Origin of the sequence: Photobacterium sp. TY1-4, assembly GCF_025398175.1 — a bacterium.
Lineage (GTDB): Bacteria > Pseudomonadota > Gammaproteobacteria > Enterobacterales > Vibrionaceae > Photobacterium.
This window is the reverse complement of sequence record NZ_CP099734.1, coordinates 2,699,871-2,725,610: the sequence shown is the minus strand read 5'-3', so window position 1 is coordinate 2,725,610 and position 25,740 is coordinate 2,699,871. Positions and strand designations below refer to the sequence as shown.

Here is a 25,740-nt window from a genome sequence, read left to right as displayed (position 1 = left end):
GCAGTGGTGTCGGACTGGCGTCGGTGTCTTTCCTGCCTGCCGGCTTTGCTGGCGGCTAGCGCTTACTTTCGCGGCAGCACGGTGTAGTGCATATTCGGCCAAACCACCATCGGCTCCGCGACTTCGGCGGCCAGTGCCTTGCTTGCCAGATGGCCGATAATTTCAAACGCAAATTCCTGTGCCGTGCCCGGTCCCTGGCTAGTCAGCAGACGGTGGTTGATATCATAGACCACCCGCTTGCTCCGGCGGCGGGCTTCCGGGATCTGATCCAGGAAGGCCGGGTGAGCCGTCATCAGGGCGTTCGGAAACAGATTGTGGTGCTCCAATACCACTGCCGGGGCGGCGCAGATAGCGGCAACCAGCTTGCCGTCATATTTGTGCTGGTTGACAAACTCGACCAGCAGCGGGCTGTCGCGGAAACATTCGGCCCCGGCGACACCGCCCGGCAGGACCACACAGTCAAACGGCTCGTCGGCAATGGCCACCAGCGCGACGTCGGCGACCAGCTTGATCCCGCGAGAGCCGGCCATGATCAATGCCCCGTCGGAAGCGACACTGGCAATGGTGACCTGAAAACCGGCCCGGATCAGAATATCGATGGTGGTGACGGCTTCCATCTCTTCGCTGCCGGGGGCGATACAGACGGCAACTTTGATCGGGCGCTGCTGGGCCTCATGCGTCATGGTGTTGTTGCTCCAGTTGTTTGATTTGGTGCCATAGTCGGGTATTTTCCGGAACCGCAATCCCGTGTTCCTGAGCCCGGTCAATCAGATATCCCGTAATATAGTCGATTTCCGTCGGCCGGTGCTGAGAAATGTCCTGATTCATCGACGAATAGTTTCCAGCGGTATTGTTGATCACCTGATCGACCTGGTGGCGCAGGGAGGTGCGGTCGCAGGCGATCCCTTCGGCATTCATCACGGTTGCGACTTCGGTGCAGATGGCATCCAGCTGCCGGTGGTATTTGGCTTGCGCCAGCTCCCCATTGCGGCACTGCGCAATGGCGGTGAGCGGATTGATCGCACAGTTGATGGCCAGCTTCTGCCACAGCGGGATCAGGATCTGGTCATGCCACTGGCAGGGCGGCAGCGCCTGGTTCAGCTGCCCGGTCAGTGCCGCATGTGCCTTGCCGCTGCCGTTGATCGCCCCGATCCAGGTATGCCCCAGACCGGTGTGGTTGAGTTGTCCCGGAGTCGGTCGATAGGCTGCCTGGGTGGTGGTGGCATACAACAACGGGTTCTCCGGCAGCAACGCTGAGACATTTTCATGGGTGCCCATACCGTTGTGCATCACGATGACCGGTGTGCGGGACGGCAGATACGGCAAAATGGAGGTGAGTGCTTGCTCAACCTGGAATGCTTTGACGGTCAGTAACACCGCGTCGGCTTGCTGCAATTGCGCGGACTGGTTGGCGGCAAAGGTATAGTGCTGTGGGGATGTTTGCGCCAGGGGATTGAAGCTCAGGGACAGCTCAGAGGCGCTATCCCGGGTCCAGAAGTGGACGGCATGATCTTGGCTCAGGTGGCATCCCCATAAACGGCCAATCGCTCCGGCGCCGACAATGGTCAGGTTCAACACGGGTATCCTTTCTTAGTCAGAACAGCGCTCAGCATACCATGTTCTTGGGCCGCCGTTGACAGGTGAGGGGCACGTCCGGGTTGTGCCGTTTGCGCTGAAGGGAGCGGATCAGAATTTGTAGTTGGCCGAGAGGTAGTGACCAAAGCCGGTGGTATCGCCGGCAAATCCCCCGTCTTTAAACAGGGCCATGTTGTGGTAGTACTTCAGGCCGTAGCCGAAGGCCCATTGCGGGGTGTGGTAATAGATGCCGTTGAACCACTCAATGGCCGTGGTGGTCCGGTTGATATCATCGGAAATTTTCGAGGCCCCGAATTTATAGTCCAGATAACCCTGGTAGGTAACGAAGTCGCCACTGCTGAGGGTCAGCCAGGGTTTGAACCAGTTGGTGGAAATCATATAGCCATCCCATTCCCCCTCGTTCTCCGCCCCAAAGTTTTCCCGGACATACCGGGCATAGGTATTGAGACCGACTTTGCCGAACCAGGGCACCTGCACATCAGACCCCAGGCCGATATAGTGCTCAAACAGTGCGTTGTCACCCACATTGGTCAAGGTGGAAATATAGAGCTCCATCACCGGGCCGAAGGAGAGATCTTTGCCGCTGATCCCATCTAAAGAGAAGCGGGGAGCAAATTTAAAGAAGAAGTTGTCTGCAAAGTCATCACTGCCTTCCGGTTTGTTGCGATCGGAGTTACTGGAGTTGAGTACATCAAACACATCCAGGTAACCGTAGAGATCCAGCCAGCCGGAGCGGCCGCCGAATTCCATCTCGAAATAGGTATCGTCCTGGAATCCGAAGGGGATCCGGTTGTTGATACTCTGCATCAGATTGAGGGTGAACCACTTGTAATCATTTTTATGGATATCGTCGGAGTAATCGACGGCGCCGCTGGTGCCCGGCAGGGCAAGGGCAGCGCTAATACTGAGAGCAGCCAAAGTTCTGTTCATAATGAGATCTCGCTAGCCAAATGCCATTGCTTCGGGGATCTGCGGATGACCGGTTGCACCATCGCAGGAGCCCTGTTCAGCGCGCTGTTATAGAAATGAAATGGGCACGCTTCTATTAGCAAAGGCTAGCGTATTCTTTACCGGGCGGTTGGTTGTCTTAAGGTTAAGGCGTGATCCTTAATCACCGGGCAGTGTCGCAGGGGGAAAAGTTGAAAAAAATGAAAGAGAAAGCGAGGCAGTCTTGAAAATAAGGACCCTCTTAACAATGAGAGCGCAAAAAAAAAGCACCCACAGCGTGAGTGCTTTTCAGGATATGAATGTCTGGAACTTAGAACTTGTAAGTTACAGAAACATAGTGGCCGACTCCGGTTGATTTCAGCGCATCAGAGTCTTTGATACCGTAGATGTCTTTGTACGCTTTCAGGCCGTAACCCACTGCGTAGCGATCTGAGTGCCAGTACAGGCCGTTAAACATCGCACCACCGCTGCTCGCGCCGCCGGTGTTCGGGCCATCGTCCAGGCCGAATTCGTAGTCGATGTAACCCTGGTAAGACAGGAAGCTGCCATTTTCGAAGAAGTGGAATGGCTTGAACCAGTTCGTTGCAAGGTGGTAACCGTTCCACTCATGGTCGTTGCCGCGGTATGACGCATATAGGTTCAGACCGATTTTGCCCAGCCATGGTACGTTTACGTCAGAGCCCAGACCGATTTTCTGGTTGTTGACACCTGCGTTACCACCCCATTCCATCAGTGTCGCAACATATAGTTCCTGAACCGGGCCGAATGACAGATCTTTACCGGTCACGGCATCCAGGGAAACACGCGGTGCGAACTTCATGAACATTTTTTCGGCACCAGCTTTGTCGCTGTCTTTGTCGCTGCTCAGGTTGAATACATCAACGTAACCGTACAGGTCGAAGATGCCAGAGCGGCCACCGAATTCCATTTCCATGTAATCGTGGTCTGATTCACCTGGCAATTCATTGATGGCGTACATCAGGTTGAATTGTGACCAGCTGTAGTCGTTCTTGTGAATGTCGTCAGAATAATCGGCGGCGTTAACGGTGGCCGGCAGTGCTGTTGCTGCCAGCACGCTCAGTGCTGCTAGGGATTTGCGCATGGGTAAACTCTCGCTCATTGTGTATTGGTATCAGGCTCTTTTGCGGCCCGTTTCGTTGTGGAAGTGATTCTATGGTTTTATGTCACTGTTGGAAATGTAACGGTTGCGCAATCATTTGCTAATTGTGATCACGATCTTTTGGAATCGATTACATTTTTGGTGTTTAGTGATCACGATCGTCATTTTTGGTGGTTTCAGTGATATTTTTCTGAACTAAGTGATAAATGCGTCATCTAATGGCGGCTGTTGACATCGGTTTTCACTGCCTGACCTGCGAAAATAAAAAAGGGAGGTGTTTGCTGTCAACAAAACACCTCCCCAATCCCCGGCTAAGCGCGGGTGTTCGAGGGTCAGGTCACTTCTGAACGGGGTTGAGCGCTGACTTTCTGGCGTCGGCCGACGGTATAAATCAGCATCAGCACCGGCAAGCCGATCAGGGCTGTGGCAAAGAAAAATATGTTGTAGCCGAAGTTATCGACAAACATGCCCGAGAAACCGGCAATGAATTTCGGAAACAGCAGCATGATGGAGCTGAACAGGGCATATTGGGTGGCGGAAAAGGCAACGTTGGTCAGGCTGGACATATAGGTGATAAACGCTGCGGTGGCGATGCCGGCGCTGAGGTTATCTACCGAGATCACCAGGGTCAGCATGCCCAGGCTGTTTCCCAGATAGGTGAAAATCATGAACAGGATATTGGTGGCGGCTGCCAGGATTGCCCCCAGGGCCAGGATCCGCAGGGTACCGAACTTGCTGACCAAGATGCCACCCAGGCCCGCCCCGAGCAGGGTCATAATCACCCCGTAAATTTTGGAAACGGAAGCGACTTCGGTTTTGCTAAAGCCCATATCGACGTAAAAGGCATTGGCCATCACGCCCATCACCACATCCGAGATCCGATAGGTCCCGATGAGCACCAGGATCACCAGCGCTTCGCGGCCGTAGCGGGTAAAGAAATCCTGGAACGGCAGTACAGCCGCAGTATAGAACCAGGCTGTCAGGCGGGCCGGGATCGCCGGCATCCCTTTGTCGAGCAATTGCTGGCGCATCTGGCGTTCGAGGTTGTCGACTGCTGAGTTATCGATGGTCGGTTCGTGAATGCACAGGGCTGTGAGCAAGCCTACCAGCATCAGTCCGGCCATGGTGAAATAGGCGACTTGCCAGCCATGGGCATTGTATTCGGTATCGGAGCCGAACCAGGCAGCCAGGGCCATGGCCCCGGCGCCTGCGGTGATCATGGCCAGACGGTAGCCGGTCATATAGGCTGCGGCGAGTGCGGCCTGCAGACGCTCCGAAGCCATTTCAATCCGGTAGGCATCGATGACGATATCCTGCGAGGCCGAGGAGAAGGCAACGATGACGGCGAAGATTGCCAGTTGGATCAGATCAATCTGAGGGTTGCTGACGGCCATGCCGTAGAGCGAAGCGATGATCAACAGCTGGGAGAACACCATCCAGCCCCGGCGGCGGCCCAGCAAGCGCGACAGGATCGGCACCGGAAAGCGGTCGATCAGCGGTGACCAGATCCACTTGAAGCCGTAGGCGAGGGCGACCCAACTAAAAAATCCGATATCCGTTCGGCTGACTTCGGCCTCCCTGAGCCAGAAAGACAGGGTACCGAAAACCAGCAGGATCGGCAGGCCGGATGAAAAGCCCAGTGCCAGCATGATCAGGACTTTTTTCTCCAGATAGACCCGCCAGCCCTGGCGATTGTCCGCGAGTGGTTGCGACATGGTTCCCTCAGTATTGATTGTGTTGTGTTGACGAGATTCGATTATAAGGCGAAGTCGCGGCGAACTTCAGTAAAATGCGGGTAAAAAGATGATGGGGTGAGATCCGGGGCGGGGCGGATCATCCGCTACGGCCGGATCCCCTGCATTTTCGCCAGATGTTCACCGACCCCAAGTAAAAACTGGGCGGTTGACGTGACTTTGAACTGGATAAAATGGTTGCCCAGCAGCTCATGCTCCTCCAGTGATTCGAGTAAATGCAGTAAATACCAGTAAGCCGATTCGTACCGGTTGGCCGGTGTGCCGGCGGGGACCGACAATTTCCACCAGTCGTGGAGGTGCTCGGTGCAGGTTTTTTTCAGAGAGTCGTAGCTGGCTTCGCCGCAAAGCACACCGAGGGCGCTCAGAGCCAGGGCCGGGGCGTAATCTGAAATGTGCTGATCGACCTGTCGGGTAGGCGTTTCTGGTTGGGAGGAAATCAGTCTGAGCATAGGGGCCACCTGGTTGTTGCGGTAGGCGAACGACCAGGTGACGTTTACCTACTTTTTGAGAATCATTATTTCTTTAATAACTATAGGTTGCTGCGGGACATCTTTCATACCCATCGAGCGAACGGTAGTGGTAGGAATTTCAGCCATTTTTTCAATAACTGAGAACCCCTTCACAACTTTGCCGAATACGGCGTAGCCCGGTTGGCTGCCTCGGGCATCCAAGAACGCATTATTGTTGTAGTTGATGAAGAACTGACGGGTGGCAGAGTCCGGTGCGTTGGTCCGGGCCATGGCGATGGTGGCGCGTTCATTCTTCAGACCATTGGTGGACTCGTTTTGGATCGGCGGGTAGGTATCCCGGCGATTGAAGTCCTGATCGAAGCCGCCGCCCTGAGCCATAAAACCCGGGATCACGCGATGAAAAATGGTGCCGACATAACTGCCGTCTTCAACGTAGCGCAGAAAGTTCTGACTTGAGATCGGCGCACTTTTCTCATCCAGCTGAATCGTAAAGTCACCCAGGCTGGTGGAAACCAGCACTTGGGTTGCAGCGCTGACGGGCAGGGCGATACTCAGGAGCAGGGCTAGTAAGGCCTGACGCATTATAGTTTCTCCTGCAGGTAGCTGTTGAATTCCGGATCGGCGTAGATGTCTTTCAGCACCGCGGTGATCAGGTTATTCAGCGCCAGTTCCATATCTTCTACCGAGGCGCTCATGGCACCGTTACGCTCCGACTTCCCGGCGTAGCGTTTCACAAACTTCCCGGTCGGGGTTTCAACCACCAGTTGCAGCTGCAGCTTGCTGCTCAGTTCGTGGCTCATCACACTGTGTTTCACATTGACCATGGCTTCCAGGATATCCAGACGCAGGGTGCCTTTGCTGTCTTGGGTAATGCCATAACCTTGCGAGCTGAGCTGACGAGACAGGGCATCTTCCAACGTGATCCGCAAGTTCTGGGAGGCGTGCAGCGGCTGAACATTCTGGCGGCCGCTGTCAACGACGGCCACGAACTGGGCGGTGCGCAGGTCGCGGCTTTCCAGGCTCAGCGTTTTCCCGGATGTGGTCGGTTGCTGGGCAATGACAGGCGTCGGGTTCAGGGTCAGCTGCGGCTCGGAGGGTGCCGAGCAGGCGGTCAGTGCCATCACGGTGGCGGCAATAAGAAGCTTTTTCATCGATTTCTCTATCCTTAACAAACTGCGGCGGGATTGAGCGCCGTAACAGTGTATGTAAATGTCAAAATTATTTTCTAGTTTGATAAACCACGAACTTATTGTTCTGGGCAATGACCGATACGTTACCAAATAAACGTTTAAGTTTTCCATCGTAGCCCAGGTGGCGGTTCCCAATCACGATCAGCCGTCCCTGAGATGTCAGAACTTGCTTTGCATCACAAAACATTTGCCAGGCAATGTGATCGGTAATAGTGGTTTGCTGATGGAACGGTGGGTTGCACAACACCACATCGGCGCTGTCGGGCGCAAAGCCGCTCAGGCAGTTGTTCACCGTGGCGGTCAGCTGCGCCGGATCCGGCAAGTTCAGGGCGGCATTGGCGCGGCAGGAAGCGACGGCCATGTAGCTCTCGTCCACACAGGTGATCTTAGCTTTCGGATTCAGCTGGGCCGCTTTAATGCCAATCACGCCGTTACCGCAACCTAAGTCAATGATGTGCTGCGGGCGATCGTAGCTGGGAATATGCTCCAGCAGCAACCGCGCGCCGATATCCAGGCTATCCCCTGAGAAGACATTGGCATGGTTGGTGAGGGTGAGGCCGTGCTCTGGGACTTCCCAGCGCAGCGGCTCCGGCAGTGGTTGTGCCAGCGCCGGGTTCACCTCGCAGAATATGAGCCGGGCTTTTTTCACCGCCAGTGAGGTTTTGGTTTGGCCCAGATATTTTTCAAACAGTTTCAGGGTTGACGTGTGAATGTCCTTGGCTTTGGCCGCAGCGATCACGGTGCAGTCTGCAGGCAGTTTCTGGCAGAGCTGCTGGAGCTGCCAGGTTAGCAGGCGGTTGGTTTTCGGCAGCTTGAGCAATACCAACTGCGGGTTCTCCGGCAATTCGGCCAGGCAGTCGATGATATTGACGGCAGGGCGCTGGTTGGCTGCCAGATTGGCCAGACACCCCTGATGGGCGATATAGGAGTCCGTGACGCAAGTCACCGGCCCTTGATTGGCAAACCAGCAGCTGAGCGCGCCGAAACTGTCGTTCATGATCAGGATCGGACGGGCGGGATCCAGGGTGATGTCCTGGTCATGGACGTGGTTGATAAGGTACTCATCTGCGGCGTCCCATGCCTGGAGCGTTTCATTTGTTCTGGTCGGGAAACGCTTGAGGGTCAGCGTTTGCCCATGCAGGTTGAGCTCTGGTTTCATTACCGATTACTTTCAGGTATGTTTACATTTTGGTTATCTATTTTCGCAGAACATGCCTGCGCTGCAAACTAAAACCCTTGCCGAGCCACTGATTTCAGTCATTCTTCCTGTCGAATAGCACTGGGACTGAACCCGATTCGGTCGCTTTGACGGCTCGTTTGGTGGGGTTATTGAGGGCGTGAGCTCAAGCGAAGGGAAACAGGTCAGCGCTGAAGGTGAGAGTTATGATCCAGGATCGCATTACAAAAAAATTGTATCAGGCATTTGCCCCGGTACACCTTGAAGTCATCAATGAAAGCTACATGCACAATGTCCCGGCGGGGTCGGAAAGCCACTTTAAAGTGGTGATTGTCAGCGCGCAGTTCGACGGACAGCGCCTGATTGGGCGCCACCGTGCAGTCAATACGGTGTTGGCCGATGAGCTGGCCAATCATATTCATGCCCTGGCGATCCACACCTATACCGACAGTGAGTGGCAGGCCCAGCAAGCGCAAGCGCCTACGTCTCCGGCGTGTCGCGGCGGCAGTAAACTGGGCTGACGAGTCGCGGCCTGAGCACGGCAGCGCAGCCGTGGTAACGCGGCGCATTCCTTCCCTCCTGACTCGGAACTGTTTGACTGGTCCGACGTTTCAAAGTTTGAGATAGCGGGCAATATTCTTGCCCGCTATCGCGTATGATAAGTCCTTGATCGTGTCTGATCTCAATCCTGTGCCTGCATGTGAGCTTGTCGAGTGGACTGGCTATACTGGTTGAGGCGTGCTCTGCTGAGCGCGGCAGTCGTGGCACTGTGACGAAAGCCCCGGAATGAATGGGGCTTGTTCAGTGAGCCTTCAGGTCAAGCAGGAGATCATTGAGTGAAAATCAAGCAAAAGGATATTGCATGGTGAGACGTTGTCGTCAGTGGCTACTTGGCACGCTGTGCGTGTTTACTCTGGCCGCTTGTAGTGAACCGGGCGGCGAAGGCGAGGCAGCAAAGGCTGTCGAATGGAAGCTGGTAACCTCCTGGCCCAAAGGATTTCCCGGAATGGGAGTCGCGCCGGAGCGATTTGCCGACACGGTGAACCGGCTGAGCAATGGCCGCTTGGTGATCCGGGTCTATGGTGCCGGTGAGCTGGTGCCGAGTTTCGATGTTTTCAATGCCGTGTCGAAAGGTACGGTACAGATGGGCCATTCGGCCGCGTTCTATTGGCAGGAGAAAATTCCGGCCGCGCCATTTTTTTCATCCGTCCCTTTTGGACTCTCAGCACAGGAAATGAACGCCTGGCTTCACTACGGTGGCGGGTTAGCGCTGTGGCAGTCGCTCTATGAGCCTTACGGGGTCGTTCCGATGGCGGGCGGCAATACCGGTGCTCAGATGGGGGGCTGGTTTAACAAAGAAATTCAGACCATGGATGATCTCAAAGGGCTGAAAATGCGTTTGCCGGGATATGGCGCGGATGTGTTTAAGCGGGCCGGCGGGATCCCGGTCAGTTTGTCCGGCGGGGAGCTCTTTACCGCGCTGGAAACCGGGGCGATTGACGCTGCGGAGTGGGTCGGCCCCTATAATGATTTAGCATTCGGTTTACATAATGCCGCGAAATACTACTATTACCCAGGGTGGCAGGAACCCAGTACCACCCTTGAGTTTCTGGTCAATCAGCAGGCGTTGCAAAGTTTACCGGATGATTTGCAACAATTGGTGATCACGGCAGCCCGTGCGGTAAACCAGGATCTGCTGGATGAGTACACGGTGAAAAATATGCAGGCGCTGGATGTGCTGGTCCGTGAGCATGATGTGGCGTTACGGCGCTTCCCGGCTCCGGTCCTGGTCGAGTTGCAGCGACTGACCCGGGAATTGCTGGTAGAGATAAGTGAAAATGACCCGGTGCTGGCACGAATTTACGCGTCATATCGGCAGTTTCAGGCCGACACCCAGTTGTATAACCGGGTATCATCTGGCGAAATTGTGAACGGTGATTAACATCTTGTGACAGATTATAACCAAACGAAATGGGGCTGTGTTGCCCCATTATTGTGGGTGTTTTTACTTTATTGGATTTTTGTTAATGATGTGTCCGTCGTGAGAATGTGTTGCTAAATCGACGAACAGTTCACAATTGTGCGTTGGCTCAAATTTACAGCCTTATAAATGTGTTGCGTTGGAAATCTTCGCTGATTTTCACCGCGTTTAGCGTGGTTTGGCATAGTAAAAAGCCGTGGATTAATGATAGAATCGCGGCCTCAAATTATTCGTCACAGAGGCTGTGATCGATAAGTAAATAGGATGTTGCGGTGCCGGCGGTGTTCCAGCTGGCTTCGGACGAAGGAAAGTCGTGTCTAAATTACGCAATAGAAAATTCTTTTTCCCTTTAATGTAGTGCAAGTGCGTATGATTACAATAAAAAAGGGTTTGGATATCCCAATTGCAGGGACTCCTGCCCAGGCGATAAATGATGGTAAGACCATCACACAAGTTGCCTTGCTTGGCGAAGAATATGTTGGTATGCGTCCTACAATGCATACCCGCGTAGGGGATGTAGTGAAAAAAGGTCAGATTCTTTTTGAAGATAAAAAGAATCCTGGCGTGAAGTTCACTGCACCAGCCAGCGGCAAGGTCGTTGAAATCAACCGTGGCGCGAAGCGCGTGCTGCAATCCGTTGTGATTGAAGCCGAAGGCGACGAGCAGGTCACATTTAACCGCTACGAAGCAGACCAGCTGGCCCAGCTGGATCGCAATGCGATTGTTGAGCAGTTGGTTGAATCTGGCATGTGGACAGCGCTGCGGACCCGTCCGTTCAGCAAGGTGCCTGCCATCGACGCTGAAACCCAGGCGATTTTCGTCACTGCCATGGATACCAATCCGCTGGCAGCGAACCCGGAAATCATCATCAATGAGCAGAGCGACGCGTTTGTGGCCGGTCTGACCCTGCTGTCAAAACTGACCCGCGGGAAGGTGATGGTTTGTAAATCAGGCGCCAGCCTGCCGCGTTCGAAGCAGTCGAATGTCGAAGAGCATGTCTTCAACGGTCCGCACCCTGCGGGTCTGGTTGGCACGCACATTCACACCTTGTTTGGTGCTGACCTGCACAACGTTGCGTGGCACATCAACTATCAGGACGTGATCGCTTTCGGTCAACTGTTCCTGACCGGTGCGCTGTACACCGACCGTGTCGTCTCTCTGGCAGGTCCTGCCGTGAACACACCACGTCTGGTTCGTACCACGCTGGGTGCTTCGATTGAGCAACTGACGGACGCTGAGCTGATGCCGGGCGAACTGCGTGTGCTGTCTGGTTCAGTATTGAACGGTAAGCATGCTGCGGGTCCTCAAGCCTATCTGGGTCGTTACCACCTCCAGGTGACTGCGCTGCGTGAAGGCCGTGAGAAAGAGTTCATGGGCTGGATTGCGCCAGGTAAGAACAAGTTCTCGGTCACCCGTGCGTTCCTGAGCCAGTTCTTCCCAAGCCAACTGTTTAACATGACCACGTCAACCAACGGTTCTGAGCGTTCGATGGTGCCAATCGGCAACTACGAGCGTGTGATGCCGCTGGATATTGAGCCGACCCTGCTGTTGCGTGACCTGTGTGCTGGTGACAGTGACAGTGCTCAGCAACTGGGTGCACTGGAGCTTGACGAAGAAGATCTGGCACTGTGTACGTTTGTATGCCCAGGTAAGTATGAGTTCGGTCCTCTGCTGCGTGAGTGTCTGGACAAGATTGAGAAGGAAGGGTAATTCATGAGCCTCAAGAATTTCCTAGAGCAAATCGAGCCCCATTTTGAGCCGGGTGGTAAGCACGAGAAGTGGTTTGCGCTGTATGAAGCGGTTGCCACGTTGCTGTATACCCCAGGTCAAGTGACGCGCACCGGTGCTCACGTGCGTGACAACATCGATCTGAAACGTATCATGATCATGGTGTGGTTCGCAGTTTTCCCAGCTATGTTCTGGGGCATGTACAACACCGGTCACCAAGCGATTGTTGCGCTGAACCACATGTATGTTGGTGAGCAACTGGCTGCGGTGATTGCCGGCGACTGGCACTACTGGCTGACGCAAATGCTGGGTGGAACCCTGGCAGCCGATGCGGGCTGGGGCAGCAAAATGCTGCTGGGTGCAACCTTCTTCCTGCCGATTTACGCGACAGTATTTGCTGTCGGCGGTATCTGGGAAGTCCTGTTCTGTATGGTCCGTAAGCACGAAGTGAACGAAGGCTTCTTCGTTACTTCGATCCTGTTTGCACTGATCGTGCCGCCAACACTACCACTATGGCAAGCAGCCCTGGGGATCACCTTCGGTGTTGTCGTTGCAAAAGAAATCTTTGGTGGTACAGGCCGTAACTTCCTCAACCCTGCACTGGCAGGCCGTGCGTTCCTGTTCTTCGCATACCCGGCTCAGATCTCTGGTGATCTGGTCTGGACTGCGGCAGACGGTTTCTCTGGCGCGACTGCGCTGAGCCAGTGGGCGAACGGTGGTCAGGCTGCGCTGATCAACACAGTAACTGGCGAAGCGATTAGCTGGATGGACGCGTTCATCGGCCGCATTCCTGGTTCAATTGGTGAAGTCTCGACGCTGTTCATCGTCCTGGGTGGTGCCATGATCGTGTTCATGGGGATTGCTTCCTGGCGCATCATTGCCGGTACCATGATTGGTATGGTCGCGACAGCAACGCTGTTCAACATCATCGGTTCTGACACCAACGCAATGTTCAGCATGCCTTGGCACTGGCACCTGGTTCTGGGTGGCTTTGCATTCGGGATGATGTTCATGGCGACCGACCCTGTCTCTGCTGCTTTCACCAATAAAGGTAAATGGTGGTACGGTGCACTGATCGGTGTGATGGCTGTTCTGGTTCGTGTGGTGAACCCGGCATTCCCGGAAGGGATGATGCTGGCAATCCTGTTTGCAAACCTATTTGCACCTCTATTTGACAACCTAGTAGTTCAGGGCAACATCAAGCGGAGGCTAGCACGTCATGTCAAGTAATAACGATAGCATTAAAAAGACGCTGATTGTTGTTATCGCACTGAGCCTGGTGTGCTCGATCGTGGTATCAGCTGCGGCGGTTGCTCTGCGTCCACTGCAGCAGAAAAATGCTGTGCTTGACGTTCAGCGCAATATCCTTTCTGTTGCCGGTCTTCTTCAGGAAGGCATCAACGTACCAGAGACTTACGAGCAGTTCATCGAGCCGCGGCTGGTTGATCTGAATACAGGCAACTTTGTAGAGTCTGTGGACGGTCAAAATGCCGCTCAGTACGATCAGCGCAATGCTGCGAAAACGCCGGCACAGTCTGAGAAGCTGGATCCGACCGTTGACTTCGGTAAGATCATTCGTCGTGCCAACGTGGCCAAGGTATACCTGGTTCGCGATGACAACAACGGTGTTGAGAAAGTGATCCTGCCGGTTCACGGCAATGGCCTGTGGTCGATGATGTACGCGTTTGTTGCAGTCGAAACTGACGGCAACACGGTTTCAGGCATCACTTACTACCAGCAGGGTGAAACTGCCGGTCTGGGTGGTGAAGTTGTGAACCCGAGATGGCGTGCACAGTGGGAAGGCAAGAAACTGTATGATGAAAACGGTCAACCTGCCATCCGTGTCGTGAAAGGCGGTGCACCAGCCGGTAGTGAGCATGGTGTAGATGCGCTTTCTGGTGCGACGCTGACCAGTAACGGTGTCGAGAATACCTTCAAATTCTGGCTGGGTGAAAATGGCTTCGGTCCGTTCCTGGCGAAGGTTCGTGAAGGAGGCCTGAACAATGGCTGATACTAAAGAAATGAAGAAGGTTCTGTTTGGACCGCTGATCAGTAATAACCCGATCGCCCTGCAGATCCTGGGTGTGTGTTCTGCCCTGGCAGTGACCACCAAACTGGAAACAGCGTTTGTTATGACGCTGGCAGTAACCTTCGTAACGGCGTTTTCGAACTTTTTCGTATCGTTGATCCGTAACCACATTCCAAACAGTGTGCGTATTATTGCCCAAATGGCAATCATCGCCTCTCTGGTAATCGTGGTTGACCAGATACTGAAAGCCTATGTTTACGATATTTCGAAGCAGCTGACTGTATTTGTTGGTCTGATCATTACCAACTGTATCGTCATGGGTCGTGCAGAAGCATATGCCATGAAATCAGCACCGCTGCCATCGCTGCTGGATGGTATCGGGAACGGTCTGGGTTACGGCTTCGTCCTGATCACAGTCGGTTTCTTCCGTGAGCTGCTGGGCTCAGGCAAGCTGTTCGGTGCGCAGGTTCTGCCTCTGATTTCAGAAGGTGGCTGGTACCAGCCGAACGGCATCATGCTGCTGGCACCGTCTGCTTTCTTCCTGATTGGTTTCCTGATCTGGACGATTCGTACCTTCCGTCCTGAACAAGTAGAAGCGAAGGAGTAAGGGGAACATGGAACATTATCTAAGCCTGCTGGTTCGTTCGATTTTCATCGAGAACATGGCGCTGTCATTCTTCCTGGGTATGTGTACCTTCCTGGCGGTATCCAAGAAAGTTAAGACGTCTTTCGGTCTGGGTGTAGCAGTTACGGTCGTATTGACCATTGCTGTGCCGGTGAACAACCTGGTTTACAACCTGCTGCTGAAAGATGGCGCGCTGGTTCAAGGTGTGGATCTCACCTTCCTGAACTTCATCACCTTCATTGGTGTTATCGCGGCACTGGTACAGATTCTGGAAATGATTCTGGACCGCTTTTTCCCGCCGCTATATAACGCGCTGGGTATTTTCCTGCCGTTGATCACCGTAAACTGTGCGATCTTCGGTGGTGTATCTTTCATGGTGCAGCGTGACTATAACTTTGCTGAATCTGTGGTTTACGGTTTCGGTTCTGGTATCGGTTGGATGCTGGCAATCGTTGCTCTTGCGGGTATCCGTGAGAAGATGAAGTACTCTGATGTTCCTGCGGGTCTGCGTGGCCTGGGCATCACCTTCATCTCTGTCGGCCTTATGGCGTTGGGCTTTATGTCCTTCTCCGGTGTTCAGCTGTAAACAGGATAAAAGGAATAATCAATGGATATTATTCTTGGCGTAGTCATGTTCACCCTGATTATCCTGGCTCTGGTTTTAGTGATTCTGTTCGCTAAATCCAAGCTGGTACCATCAGGTGACATTACTATCTCAGTCAATGGCGACCCGGAAAAAGCGATTACAACCGCTGCGGGTGGCAAACTGCTAGGTGCACTGGCAGGCAACGGTATTTTCGTATCATCTGCGTGTGGTGGTGGTGGTTCATGTGGTCAGTGCCGCGTGAAAGTGAAATCAGGTGGCGGTGACATTCTGCCGACTGAACTTGATCACATCACGAAAGGTGAAGCCCGTGAAGGTGAGCGTCTGGCCTGTCAGGTCAACGTGAAGACCGACATGGACATCGAATTGCCAGAAGAAATCTTCGGTGTGAAGAAATGGGAATGTACAGTTATCTCGAACGATAACAAAGCGACATTCATCAAAGAGCTGAAGCTGCAAATCCCGGATGGCGAGTCTGTACCGTTCCGTGCCGGGGGTTACATCCAGATTGAAGCGCCGGCTCACCACGTGAAATATGCCGATTACGATATTCCACAGGAATACCGTGAGGACTGGGAGAAGTTCAACCTGTTCCGCTACGAGTCTAAAGTCAATGACGAGACGATTCGTGCGTACTCCATGGCGAACTACCCGGAAGAGCATGGCATCATCATGTTGAACGTGCGTATCGCGACACCGCCGCCGAACAATCCGAATGTACCACCAGGCATCATGTCTTCTTACATCTGGTCACTGAAAGCCGGTGATAAGTGTACGATTTCCGGTCCGTTTGGTGAGTTCTTCGCCAAAGATACCGATGCCGAGATGGTCTTTGTGGGTGGTGGTGCAGGTATGGCACCAATGCGTTCTCACATCTTCGATCAGCTGAAGCGTCTGAACTCTACGCGTAAAATGTCGTTCTGGTACGGCGCCCGTTCTAAGCGCGAAATGTTCTACGTCGAAGACTTCGACATGCTGCAGGCCGAAAACGATAACTTCGTTTGGCACTGTGCCCTGTCTGATCCGCTACCGGAAGACAACTGGGATGGTTACACAGGTTTCATCCATAATGTGCTTTATGAAAACTACCTGAAAGATCACGAAGCACCGGAAGACTGTGAATACTACATGTGTGGTCCACCAATGATGAACGCTGCCGTGATCGGCATGCTGAAAGACCTTGGTGTTGAAGACGAAAACATCCTGCTGGATGACTTCGGTGGCTAATTAGCCTGACCCATGCAAAGACTGGCTGACCCTTCCGGGGTCAGCCTTTTTTCGTCCTGTAGCTTGCAGCGCTTTGCTGCTTTTATCGGTGCTTGGCAGTCTCTGCAGTTGTGTACCGTTGGAGTTGTTGAATGAAGACGTTCTTGAGCAAATGTATGCTCTTGTTGGCCCTTGTGGTGACCTTATCCGCCTGTAGTGATCAGCGTGACATGATCCACCTGAATGGTTCGACCATGGGGACCTATTACTCAATTAAGTTGATTAAGCAGGAAGGCTTGCCCCCAGCGACAGATATTCAGGCCGAAATTGATCGTCGGCTGGAACTGGTCAATGATCAGATGTCGACCTATCGTAAGCATTCCGAGCTCAGCCAATTTAACCAATCTCACTCTACTGAGCCGATGACGGTCTCGGCAGACACTGCCAAGGTCGTGCGCGAGGCGATTCGCCTGGCAGAGCTGACCGACGGCGCGTTGGATGTTACTATTGGGCCTGTTGTCAATTTGTGGAGTTTCGGTCCGGAAGCGCGTCCGGAAACCACCCCGACGGCCGAGGAAATCGCTGCCCGCCAGCGTCAGGTCGGTATCCGTCACTTATCGGTGCATGGCAATTCGCTGCAAAAGGGGATTCCGGAACTGTATGTGGATCTGTCCTCGATTGCCAAAGGGTACGGCGTGGATGTGGTCGCAGACTATTTTGACGAGCTGCAGGTGGCAGACTACCTGGTGGAAATCGGGGGAGAGCTGCGTCTGAAGGGCAATAACCTGGAAGGCACGCCGTGGCGAATCGCGATTGAAAAGCCGACCGAAGATGGTAGCCGGGCCGTGCAGGAAATCATTGAGCCCGGTAATATGGCGGTTGCAACCTCCGGGGATTACCGGAACTATTTTGAGCAGAATGGTGTCCGTTATTCGCACCTGATTGACCCGAAAACTTGCAAGCCGATCAACAACCGGGTGGTTTCGGTCAGCGTGCTGCACCCGTCCAGCATGACAGCAGATGCCCTGGCGACCGCATTTTCGGTGATGGGGAAAGAAAAATCTTTGGCCCTGGCAGAGCAGGAACAATTGCCTGTATTGCTGGTGGTAAAAACTGACGAAGGCTTCAGTGAGTATACCTCGAGTGCTTTTGTCCCTTATTTACAGAAAAAGTAGAGAATTATCATGTTTGTCTATTTAACGACCTTTGCTGTTTTTGTTTTGGTGATCGCGGCGATGGCGGTCGGCTACATTTTCCAGCGTAAAACGGTCAGCGGCAGCTGCGGTGGGCTGGGCAGTATCGGCATCGAGAAGGAATGTGATTGCCCTGAGCCGTGTGATGCGCGTAAGCGTCGCGAGGCCCGCGCAGCCCGTCAGGCAGAATGGAAGAAAAATCAGATCCTCTGAGTGTCTTGCCCCGAAATCATGATCACAGCCCCGGCCATCGCCGGGGTTACTGTTTTTCTGCGTCACCACTTCCCACCAGCGTCTCCGCTCTCTATAATGTTTACTGTATATAAAAACAGTTACCATCAGACGTTCGGCTGAACAGCGGGGCGCTGGTGCAGAGCATGAGCGGATATGGCCACTTCTTCTTATTCGATATCGCCGGAGCAACGCAAAATCATCCATGTGGATATGGATTGCTTTTTCGCGGCGGTCGAAATGCGGGATAACCCGGGCCTGAAAGGCATTCCTATCGCCATCGGCGGTCGCTCGGAGCAGCGGGGGGTGCTCAGTACCTGTAATTACCTCGCCCGTGAATACGGCGTTCGCTCGGCGATGCCGACGGCCAGAGCCATGCAGCTCTGTCCGCATCTGACCCTGGTCCCGGGTCGAATGGAGGCGTATAAAGCGGTCTCGCGTCAGATCCGGGCTATTTTCCAGCGCTATACCGATAAAATCGAGCCGCTGTCTCTGGATGAAGCCTACCTCGATGTCACTGACTGCGAGTTACTGCACGGCTCCGCGACCCTGATTGCGCAGGATATTCGTCAGGCAATTCGCGAAGAGCTGGAGTTGACGGCATCGGCGGGGGTTGCACCCGTGAAGTTTATTGCCAAGATCGCCTCGGATTTAAATAAGCCGGATGGCCAGTATGTGGTGACTCCGGACGAAGTGCCGGATTTTGTCGCCTCCCTCAAGCTCGAAAAGATCCCGGGCGTCGGCAAGGTGACGATTCAAAAATTACATGAGCAAGGCCTGTACGTCGGGCGGGATGTTCAGCAGTATGATCGGCATTTACTGCTCAAGCAGTTCGGCAAGTTCGGCCAGTCACTCTGGTCGCGCGCCCATGGGATTGACGAGCGCGAGGTGGTGGTTGAGCGCGAACGGAAGTCGGTCGGGGTCGAGCGGACGTTTACCCAGAATATCAGTCGTTATGAAGAGTGCTGGGATGTCGTCGAACGACTGTACCCGGAGCTTGAAAAACGACTGCGTCGGGTCAGACCGGCGTTGAATATTGCCAAGCAGGGAGTGAAGGTCAAATTTGCCGATTTTCAGCAGACCACGGTCGAACACAGCCAGCATCAACTGGATAAAGATCAGTTCGTCGGGTTGCTCAAAGAAGCCCTGACCCGGCAGAAAGATCGTGAAATTCGTCTGATTGGGATCAGCGTCGGACTGGAGCTGGGGATCAAAGCCCAGCAGTTGTCCTTTGAGGGTTTTTAACCCGGCAGGGCTGGGGATCCGGCGATAAAAAAGGCGAGTCTCACACTCGCCTTTGTCGCGCGGGAAAAGCGTGGGTTACGCTTTGACCGGGATGTTTTTCAGAATCGCAACCATCTGCTCCCAGAACAGGCCAACGGTTTCAATGTTGACTTTCTCATCTGGAGAGTGCGGGAACTTGATGGTCGGGCCGAACGAGATCATATCCATGGTCGGATACGGCTCTTTGAACAGGCCACATTCCAGACCGGCGTGGATCACCATGATGTTCGGCTTCTTGCCGTAAATCGACTCATAGGTCTCACGGAACAGGTGCATGACTTCTGAGTCGGCATCCGGTTTCCAGCCCGGGTAAGCGCCGGAGAATTCGCAGGTCGCGCCAGCCAGTTCAGCTACGGCCTTGAGCATTCCTTCCACATTGCTGCGACCGCTGTCGATCAGCGAGCGAACCAGACACAGGATCGTCACCTGGTCGGCCTCTGTGGTGATCACGCCGACGTTCAATGAGGTTTCAACCACCCCTTCGATGTCATCACTCATGCGGATCACGCCGTTCGGGCAAGCGTTTAGCACGGCCAGCAGGCGTTGTTGGGTACCTGTGGTCATCACATCAGCAGGCAGAGTCGCGGGTTCGACAAACAGGTTCAGGCCCGTCTCCACGTTACCCAGCTCGGCCGTCAGGATGGACTGATAATGGGCGAACAGCGTGTTCAGCTTGTCGACATTGGCGGCCGGTAGGGAAGCCAGGGCAAATGCTTCACGCGGAATTGCGTTGCGCAGCGTCCCGCCGTTGAAGTGGTTCAGGCGCAGGCCCAGCTCTTCGGCGTGGGCATACAGGAAGCGGCCGAGCAGCTTGTTGGCGTTGCCGCGACCGGTGTGGATATCACAGCCGGAGTGACCGCCTTTCAACCCTTTGATCACCAGCTTGACGCCAGCATGATCGCTCGGGGCAGTTTTACGCGTGATGTCCAGGGTGATGGCACCGTCAACACCGCCGGCACAGCCCATGTACACTTCGCCTTCCTGCTCAGAATCGGTATTGAGCAGGATATCGCCTTCCAGCCAACCGGCTTCCAGGCCAAATGCCCCGGTCATCCCGGCTTCTTCATCAATGGTGAGCAGCACTTCCAGCGGGCCGTGCTCGATATCCTTGGCGGCCAGAACGGCCAGACAAGTTGCCATGCCCATACCGTTGTCCGCACCCAGAGTTGTGCCCTTGGCGGTGACCCATTCCCCGTCGATGTACGGTTGGATCGGATCACGGGTGAAGTCATGCGCCGTGTCTTCATTTTTCTGCGGCACCATATCGATATGGGCTTGCAGCACAACGCCTTTACGGTTTTCCATTCCCGGAGTTGCAGGCTTTTTGATGAAGACGTTCCCGACCGCATCACGACGCACGTCCAGGCCTTCGCTCTCGGCAAAGCGGATGATGTGCTGAGCAAGTTGCTCTTCGTGCTTGGAAGGGTGAGGAATCGAACAGATTTGATCAAAGAATTGCCACACCGGTTGCGGTGACAGTTGACTGATTTCAGACACAGCAGTCTCCCTTATAAACTTTTGGACTGAAGCGATTAACCAGCTGATTATCGGCCAATGAGCCAGAAAAATCAGCAGATTAGACTATCGCGGTTGTCACAAGGATACCACTGTGCCTGAAACGGTGACAGCTAAATCTTAAAATGCGACAGATGTCGATTGAGTTTGTGACCGCTCGCAAGCAACTGTTCACTGGCCGACGAAATCTGCTCGCCCTGATGAACGGTGGTCTGGCTGTGCTCGGCCAGTTGCAGCAAGTTGTTGTTGATATTCTCGGCGGCTTCGGTCTGCTGCGTGCTGGCGGCCGCGATATGCTGGTTCAGCTCACGGATGGTACGGATCTGCTGGCCGATAGCCGTCAGCGCGTCTGCGACATCTTCAGAGTGCTTGGCGGTGTTGGTTGATTGCTCCCGGGTTTGCTGCAGTGCCTGGCTCACTTCCATGGCCCGGGTTTGCAGGCTGTCGATAATGGTTTCGATTTCATTGGTGCTGCTCTGGGTCCGGGTGGCCAGGGTCCGTACTTCATCGGCAACCACGGCAAAGCCGCGACCTTGTTCTCCGGCCCGGGCTGCTTCAATGGCGGCATTCAGGGCCAGCAGGTTGGTTTGCTCAGCAATTTCCCGGATCACCACCAGGACGGAGCCGATGGTTTGCGAGTCCTTGGCCAGAGCCTGGGCGCTGGCTTCGGTATTGTCGAGAAGCTGGAGCAGGGCATGCATTTCGGATGATGAATTTGATACCACCGCAATACTGCTTTCGCTCTGCTGATGGGCGGTAGTTGCGGCTTCTGCCGCCTGTTGGGCCGAGTCGGAGACTTGCTGGTTATTGGTATGAAGCTGCTGCATCGCGGTGGTCACACTGTCGACCCCGGTATGGGACTCGGTGGCGCTGTGGACGGTCTGGCGGGAGACCGCGTTGAGCTGGGTCGCCGTTGAGCTGATATGCTCACTGACCGGCGCGACATCTCTGAGCATGTCACATATCCGATCGGCGAAGGTGTTGTAGGCACCGGCAAGGCGGCCGAGTTCATCTTTGCCATGGCTCGGCAAGCGCAGGGTGAGGTCGCCATCGCCCTCGGCAATGTCGGTCATCGCCGCTAGGGTTTCTTCACATGGTGCGGTGATCGAGCGGCCGATCATCCAGGCCATGACAAACATCACCGACAGAAAGCCCAGCAGGATCAGTCCGAGGTTTTTCACCTCAGATAGAAATTGGGCTTCGATATCATCGATATACACGCCCGAGCCGACCAGCCAGCCCCAGGGCTCGAATCCTTTGACATAGGAGATTTTGGCTACCGGAATCTCAGCACCCGGCTTCTCCCAGTAATAGTCGACAAATCCGGCGCCCTGAGTTTTGACAACCTGAACCATGTCACTGAACAGGCGGGTGCCGTGCGGATCAGCAAAGCTGCCCAGCGGTTTACCATTGAGGGCTGGTTTAAAAGGGTGCATGACCATTCTGGGCTCAAAGTCGTTAATCCAGAAATAGTCTTTCTCTTCATAGCGGAGCGCAGCTATGGCCTGGGTCGCCTGTGCTTGTGCTTGTTCCCGGCTAAGCAGTCCCTGTTGCTCCTGCTGGTAATAAAAGCGAAACAGACTGTGGGCAGACTCAACCAGGTGGCGGGTTTTGATTCGTTTTTGCTCCAGCATGTTGGATTGGTAATTGGAAGCAAAGATCATCAGGGGAATGAGCGAGAGTACGGTGATGGTGATGCCCAGCAAATACAGCCGGCGACTGATCGAGATCATTCTGAGTTTTTGCATTATGCCCATAGCCAGTCCTTTGTCTTGTTGTGCTTATTATAGGTCCATCATTGCTTAGATTAGGTTGATGCCAGTCTTGAGATCAATAAGGTCGGGGTTACACTTTAGTCGTGAGTGGTGAAAAGTGTGAGCGTCATTGCTTTGTAATAAAATTACATTGTGGAGTGACAATGATCACCTATTTAATAAAACTGTGACGCAGTTAAAGAAAATGGTTGAAAGTTTATTACGTGGTGGTATAGTTGCACCATCTTCTGCTGAAGACCGTATGACACAGTAAATTGCTCTGGGATGAGCCCGAGATATCGCCTCCAAGGAACCGAGATTAAGTCATGCCACGAAGGCAAAACACTGACACAGTGTTGTAATTACTTAATATGAATGGTGATAAAAGATGAAAGTATTTGATTCAATTGCAAGCTATTGGAATAACCGCGCTGTCTATACCGGCAACTTCCAGTACCCAAGCTCTTTCGGCTATTAATTTGAATTGCGTCGGTTTATGCGAATAGGCCGGCACAACCCTTTGAACAATGTTGCATTGTTCACCCCCACTCTAAATTGAGAATTCAGGGTTACCCGTTTGGGTGGCGCACGACATTCTTACGCCACGCCATTTTTGGTGTGGCGTTTTTTTTATCTGCTGTACATCAACCGCCAGATTGGCGGCTTTTGCGTGTATTCGATTACATTGAGGGTTGAGCGCTGTTTTCATCACGAATCCTGTGCATATTAAACGTTTGCGGCATGATTAAAAAAGTCTGGCGTTTAAAAAATGACCTGAATCAATGTGGGTTAAGTGTATGATTTTATATGACTTTATTTTCAGATTGTTTTTTGGTGCTGTGCTTTTGCCCGGTTGGTCTGACGTGCTACTGATAATTACGTGATTGGCTGGAAATTACCAATGAAGGGGACTATAATCGCCCCCCAAAAATAGAGCACGCAAACGTTTTCTATTGCCATGTTAACTAGCACAGATTATCTCCAAGGAACCGAGAGCAATGCTTGAGCAAATTTTCAAACTGAAAGAGCACGGGACCGACGTCCGCACCGAAGTGCTCGCCGGTGTGACCACCTTCCTGACGATGGCTTACATCATTTTTGTGAACCCGACGATGTTGGCGACAACGGGAATGGATCAGGGGGCGGTATTTGTCGCGACCTGTCTGGCGGCCATGGTCGGCTGTTTTATCATGGGGTTTGTTGCCAACTATCCGGTTGCGCAGGCGCCGGGTATGGGCCTCAACGCATTTTTTACTTACAGTGTTGTTCTGGGCATGGGACACACCTGGCAGGTTGCACTGGCTGCGGTCTTCTTTTCCGGCTTGTGTTTTATTGCCCTGAGCGTGTTCCGGGTTCGTGAATGGATTATTAATGCCATTCCGACGGCCCTGCGGACCGGGATCTCTGCCGGTATCGGCCTGTTCCTGGCGTTTATCGCCCTGCAAAGCTCCGGCATCGTGGTGGACAATCCAGCGACTTTGGTCCATGTGGGCGATCTGACCAGCTTCCCGGCCGTGATGGCTTCGCTGGGTTTCTTCCTGACGATTGGTTTGGTGCATCGCGGCTATAAGGCGGCCGTGCTGATTGCCATTCTGGCGGTGACCGTGCTGGGGGTTGTGTTTGGTGATATCCAATATGCCGGTATCGTGTCCATGCCGCCGAGCATCACCCCGACCTTCATGCAAATGGACTTTAACGGTGCGTTGGAAGTGGGCCTGGTGTCAGTGGTCTTTGCCTTCCTGTTCGTGGATCTGTTTGATACCGCCGGCACCCTGGTGGGGGTTGCCACCAAGGCGGACCTGATTGATAAAGACGGTAAGCTCCCTCGTCTGAACCGTGCGTTGCTGGCTGACAGTACGGCGACCTCTGTCGGGGCTGTTCTGGGTACCTCGAATACCACCTCGTTTGTTGAAAGCGTGTCGGGCGTTGCCGTCGGCGGTCGGACCGGCCTGACTGCGGTGACGGTTGGGGTGATGTTCCTGCTGGCGCTGTTCTTTGCACCACTGGCGGGAATGGTCCCGGCATATGCAACCGCGGGTGCTTTGTTCTATGTTGCGATTTTGATGATGTCCGGTTTGGTCAGTGTAGACTGGCGTGACTTAACAGAAGCGGCACCGGTAGTTGTCGTTTGCCTGCTAATGCCGTTAACATACTCAATTGCTGAAGGTATTGGCCTTGGTTTTATTACATATGCTGCGGTTAAAGTCCTGAGCGGCAAGGGAAGGGATGTCAATATTAGCGTCTGGGCTATCTCAGCTCTGTTTCTTGCTAAAATTATCTTCTTATAACAGTTTTATAAATATCCAGCGGCACAGCCGCTGATTTAGAGGTTCATCGGATATGAGTAACAAGTTCGTCATCACCTGGGACAATATGCAAATGTACACACGTCAGCTGGCTGAGAAGCTGCTTCCGGCTGATCAGTGGAAAGGAATTATTGCAGTGAGCCGTGGTGGTCTGGTTCCTTCTGCGATCCTGGCGCGTGAGCTGGGTATCCGTCATGTCGATACCGTGTGTATTTCCAGCTACGATCATGATCATCAGCGTGAGATGACCGTGCTGAAGAAAGCGGACGGTGACGGCGAAGGTTTCCTGGTGGTTGACGATCTGGTGGATACCGGCGGTACGGCGGAGATGATCCGTGCGATGTACCCGAAAGCTAAGTTTGTCACCGTGTGTGCCAAGCCGGCGGGTAAACACCTGGTTGACGATTATATTGTTGATATCCCACAGGACACTTGGATTGAGCAACCGTGGGATATGGCTGTGACTTTTGTTGATCCAATTGCCAAGAAATAAGCGCCTCACCCTATGAATCGAGAAAAAGGAGCCTGTGGCTCCTTTTTTTGTCTGGGATGGAGAGATGTTCAGGAAGAGCGCTTGGCCCGGATATCGGCCAGGGACTCGCCATTGGGTTTATTGCGATAAAAGTTGTTGTAGTTGATGAGATCAATCCTATCAATACCGGTGACCCGGCATTGCCGGTCCAGCTTGTCCTGGTAAGAGCCGGGGATTTGCTGCCCTGACGCATCAAGACACACCGCAATTCTGGCGTTGACCGCACCGGAGGCCTCCCCAGGGTTACCTCCCAGAACACCACCACTGCCGAAAGCCAACACGGCATGTGAAAACATCAGCAGGCTTGCTGCTGCGATTACGTTTTTCATATCAACCTCACTGAAATACTGCCTCAGTCGACTCAGCATAGTTCAGAAAACTTGACTAACGGGTCTTGTTTTTGCTTCCGGCAGTACGCAGAACCCGTCGGGTCAGTGGTATACTATTGAGATCAAAACGATTGTACACAGGCGAGATAAGCGCTTGTCGTCAGTCCC

General features: G+C 53.6%; 25 protein-coding genes. 13 read left to right on the top strand and 12 right to left on the bottom strand.

The features are described 5' to 3' along the window. Nucleotides 1-62: 62 nt before the first annotated feature. From yajL to NH461_RS12740, 9 genes are all read right to left on the bottom strand, one after another. Complete coding sequence (gene yajL / locus NH461_RS12780; RefSeq protein WP_261600719.1) at nucleotides 63-683, bottom strand: protein deglycase YajL; 621 nt, start codon at nucleotides 681-683, stop codon at nucleotides 63-65. After that, nucleotides 673-1,578: a 2-dehydropantoate 2-reductase gene (gene panE, locus NH461_RS12775; RefSeq protein ID WP_315903223.1), complete on the bottom strand. Its 906-nt coding sequence runs from the start codon at nucleotides 1,576-1,578 to the stop codon at nucleotides 673-675. Before panE ends, yajL begins: the two co-directional genes overlap by 11 nt. Nucleotides 1,579-1,686: 108 nt before the next feature. Next, nucleotides 1,687-2,526: an outer membrane protein OmpK gene (locus tag NH461_RS12770; RefSeq protein ID WP_261600718.1), complete on the bottom strand. Its 840-nt coding sequence runs from the start codon at nucleotides 2,524-2,526 to the stop codon at nucleotides 1,687-1,689. 328 nt (nucleotides 2,527-2,854) lie between these two features. Further along, nucleotides 2,855-3,646, bottom strand: a complete 792-nt coding sequence (locus NH461_RS12765) for an outer membrane protein OmpK (RefSeq protein WP_261600717.1) — start codon at nucleotides 3,644-3,646, stop codon at nucleotides 2,855-2,857. A 350-nt stretch (nucleotides 3,647-3,996) separates the two neighbouring features. Beyond that, nucleotides 3,997-5,379 (bottom strand): AmpG family muropeptide MFS transporter, encoded by a 1,383-nt coding sequence (locus tag NH461_RS12760; RefSeq protein ID WP_261600716.1) that lies wholly within the window; start codon nucleotides 5,377-5,379, stop codon nucleotides 3,997-3,999. A gap of 125 nt (nucleotides 5,380-5,504) precedes the next feature. Beyond that, entirely contained in the window at nucleotides 5,505-5,867 is a 363-nt protein-coding gene (locus NH461_RS12755; RefSeq protein WP_261600715.1) for a hypothetical protein, read from the bottom strand. A gap of 48 nt (nucleotides 5,868-5,915) precedes the next feature. Next, nucleotides 5,916-6,470 (bottom strand): peptidylprolyl isomerase, encoded by a 555-nt coding sequence (locus NH461_RS12750; RefSeq protein WP_261600714.1) that lies wholly within the window; start codon nucleotides 6,468-6,470, stop codon nucleotides 5,916-5,918. Beyond that, entirely contained in the window at nucleotides 6,470-7,039 is a 570-nt protein-coding gene (locus NH461_RS12745) for a YajG family lipoprotein (protein ID WP_261600713.1), read from the bottom strand. Before NH461_RS12745 ends, NH461_RS12750 begins: the two co-directional genes overlap by 1 nt. Nucleotides 7,040-7,106: 67 nt before the next feature. Then, nucleotides 7,107-8,237: a methyltransferase gene (locus tag NH461_RS12740; RefSeq protein WP_261600712.1), complete on the bottom strand. Its 1,131-nt coding sequence runs from the start codon at nucleotides 8,235-8,237 to the stop codon at nucleotides 7,107-7,109. Nucleotides 8,238-8,461: 224 nt separating this feature from the next. Here NH461_RS12740 and bolA point away from each other — a divergent pair, with 224 nt between their 5' ends. The 11 genes from bolA (at nucleotide 8,462) to dinB (ending at nucleotide 19,097) form a co-directional block, all read left to right on the top strand. Further along, nucleotides 8,462-8,776 (top strand): transcriptional regulator BolA, encoded by a 315-nt coding sequence (gene bolA / locus NH461_RS12735; RefSeq protein WP_261600711.1) that lies wholly within the window; start codon nucleotides 8,462-8,464, stop codon nucleotides 8,774-8,776. Nucleotides 8,777-9,117: 341 nt separating this feature from the next. Next, nucleotides 9,118-10,197 (top strand): TRAP transporter substrate-binding protein, encoded by a 1,080-nt coding sequence (locus tag NH461_RS12730; protein ID WP_261600710.1) that lies wholly within the window; start codon nucleotides 9,118-9,120, stop codon nucleotides 10,195-10,197. Nucleotides 10,198-10,605: 408 nt separating this feature from the next. Continuing rightward, entirely contained in the window at nucleotides 10,606-11,946 is a 1,341-nt protein-coding gene (locus NH461_RS12725; protein WP_261600709.1) for a Na(+)-translocating NADH-quinone reductase subunit A, read from the top strand. Between the two features lie 3 nt (nucleotides 11,947-11,949). Further along, nucleotides 11,950-13,194, top strand: coding sequence for an NADH:ubiquinone reductase (Na(+)-transporting) subunit B (locus NH461_RS12720; protein ID WP_261600708.1), 1,245 nt, complete (start codon nucleotides 11,950-11,952; stop codon nucleotides 13,192-13,194). Further along, nucleotides 13,184-13,975: a Na(+)-translocating NADH-quinone reductase subunit C gene (locus NH461_RS12715; RefSeq protein ID WP_261600707.1), complete on the top strand. Its 792-nt coding sequence runs from the start codon at nucleotides 13,184-13,186 to the stop codon at nucleotides 13,973-13,975. Before NH461_RS12720 ends, NH461_RS12715 begins: the two co-directional genes overlap by 11 nt. Continuing rightward, the gene (locus tag NH461_RS12710) at nucleotides 13,968-14,600 is read left to right on the top strand and encodes an NADH:ubiquinone reductase (Na(+)-transporting) subunit D (RefSeq protein WP_261600706.1); all 633 of its coding nucleotides are present in this window, start codon (nucleotides 13,968-13,970) and stop codon (nucleotides 14,598-14,600) included. Before NH461_RS12715 ends, NH461_RS12710 begins: the two co-directional genes overlap by 8 nt. A 7-nt stretch (nucleotides 14,601-14,607) precedes the next feature. Continuing rightward, nucleotides 14,608-15,204 (top strand): NADH:ubiquinone reductase (Na(+)-transporting) subunit E, encoded by a 597-nt coding sequence (nqrE, locus tag NH461_RS12705; protein WP_261600705.1) that lies wholly within the window; start codon nucleotides 14,608-14,610, stop codon nucleotides 15,202-15,204. 21 nt (nucleotides 15,205-15,225) lie between these two features. Next, entirely contained in the window at nucleotides 15,226-16,449 is a 1,224-nt protein-coding gene (nqrF, locus tag NH461_RS12700) for an NADH:ubiquinone reductase (Na(+)-transporting) subunit F (RefSeq protein WP_261600704.1), read from the top strand. 143 nt (nucleotides 16,450-16,592) lie between these two features. Continuing rightward, a complete protein-coding gene (locus NH461_RS12695; protein WP_410000111.1) occupies nucleotides 16,593-17,603 on the top strand; it encodes an FAD:protein FMN transferase in 1,011 nt (336 codons plus the stop codon). Nucleotides 17,604-17,612: 9 nt separating this feature from the next. After that, a complete protein-coding gene (nqrM, locus tag NH461_RS12690) occupies nucleotides 17,613-17,834 on the top strand; it encodes a (Na+)-NQR maturation NqrM (protein WP_261600703.1) in 222 nt (73 codons plus the stop codon). Between the two features lie 174 nt (nucleotides 17,835-18,008). Next, nucleotides 18,009-19,097: a DNA polymerase IV gene (gene dinB, locus NH461_RS12685; RefSeq protein WP_261600702.1), complete on the top strand. Its 1,089-nt coding sequence runs from the start codon at nucleotides 18,009-18,011 to the stop codon at nucleotides 19,095-19,097. A 75-nt stretch (nucleotides 19,098-19,172) separates the two neighbouring features. Here the strand turns inward: dinB and NH461_RS12680 are convergent, their stop codons facing one another. Both NH461_RS12680 and NH461_RS12675 read right to left on the bottom strand, forming a co-directional pair. Next, nucleotides 19,173-20,633 (bottom strand): aminoacyl-histidine dipeptidase, encoded by a 1,461-nt coding sequence (locus tag NH461_RS12680; protein WP_261600701.1) that lies wholly within the window; start codon nucleotides 20,631-20,633, stop codon nucleotides 19,173-19,175. Nucleotides 20,634-20,764: 131 nt separating this feature from the next. After that, entirely contained in the window at nucleotides 20,765-22,399 is a 1,635-nt protein-coding gene (locus tag NH461_RS12675; protein WP_261600700.1) for a methyl-accepting chemotaxis protein, read from the bottom strand. A gap of 1,004 nt (nucleotides 22,400-23,403) precedes the next feature. Between NH461_RS12675 and NH461_RS12670 the strand changes: the two genes are divergently transcribed. Together NH461_RS12670 and gpt are read left to right on the top strand one after the other, a co-directional pair. Continuing rightward, a complete protein-coding gene (locus tag NH461_RS12670; RefSeq protein ID WP_261600699.1) occupies nucleotides 23,404-24,693 on the top strand; it encodes an NCS2 family permease in 1,290 nt (429 codons plus the stop codon). A gap of 52 nt (nucleotides 24,694-24,745) precedes the next feature. Then, entirely contained in the window at nucleotides 24,746-25,204 is a 459-nt protein-coding gene (gpt, locus tag NH461_RS12665; RefSeq protein WP_261600698.1) for a xanthine phosphoribosyltransferase, read from the top strand. A gap of 68 nt (nucleotides 25,205-25,272) precedes the next feature. On the opposite strand, the gene NH461_RS12660 is transcribed toward gpt, so the two are convergent. Then, a complete protein-coding gene (locus NH461_RS12660; RefSeq protein ID WP_261600697.1) occupies nucleotides 25,273-25,572 on the bottom strand; it encodes a hypothetical protein in 300 nt (99 codons plus the stop codon). Between the last annotated feature and the right edge of the window lie 168 nt (nucleotides 25,573-25,740).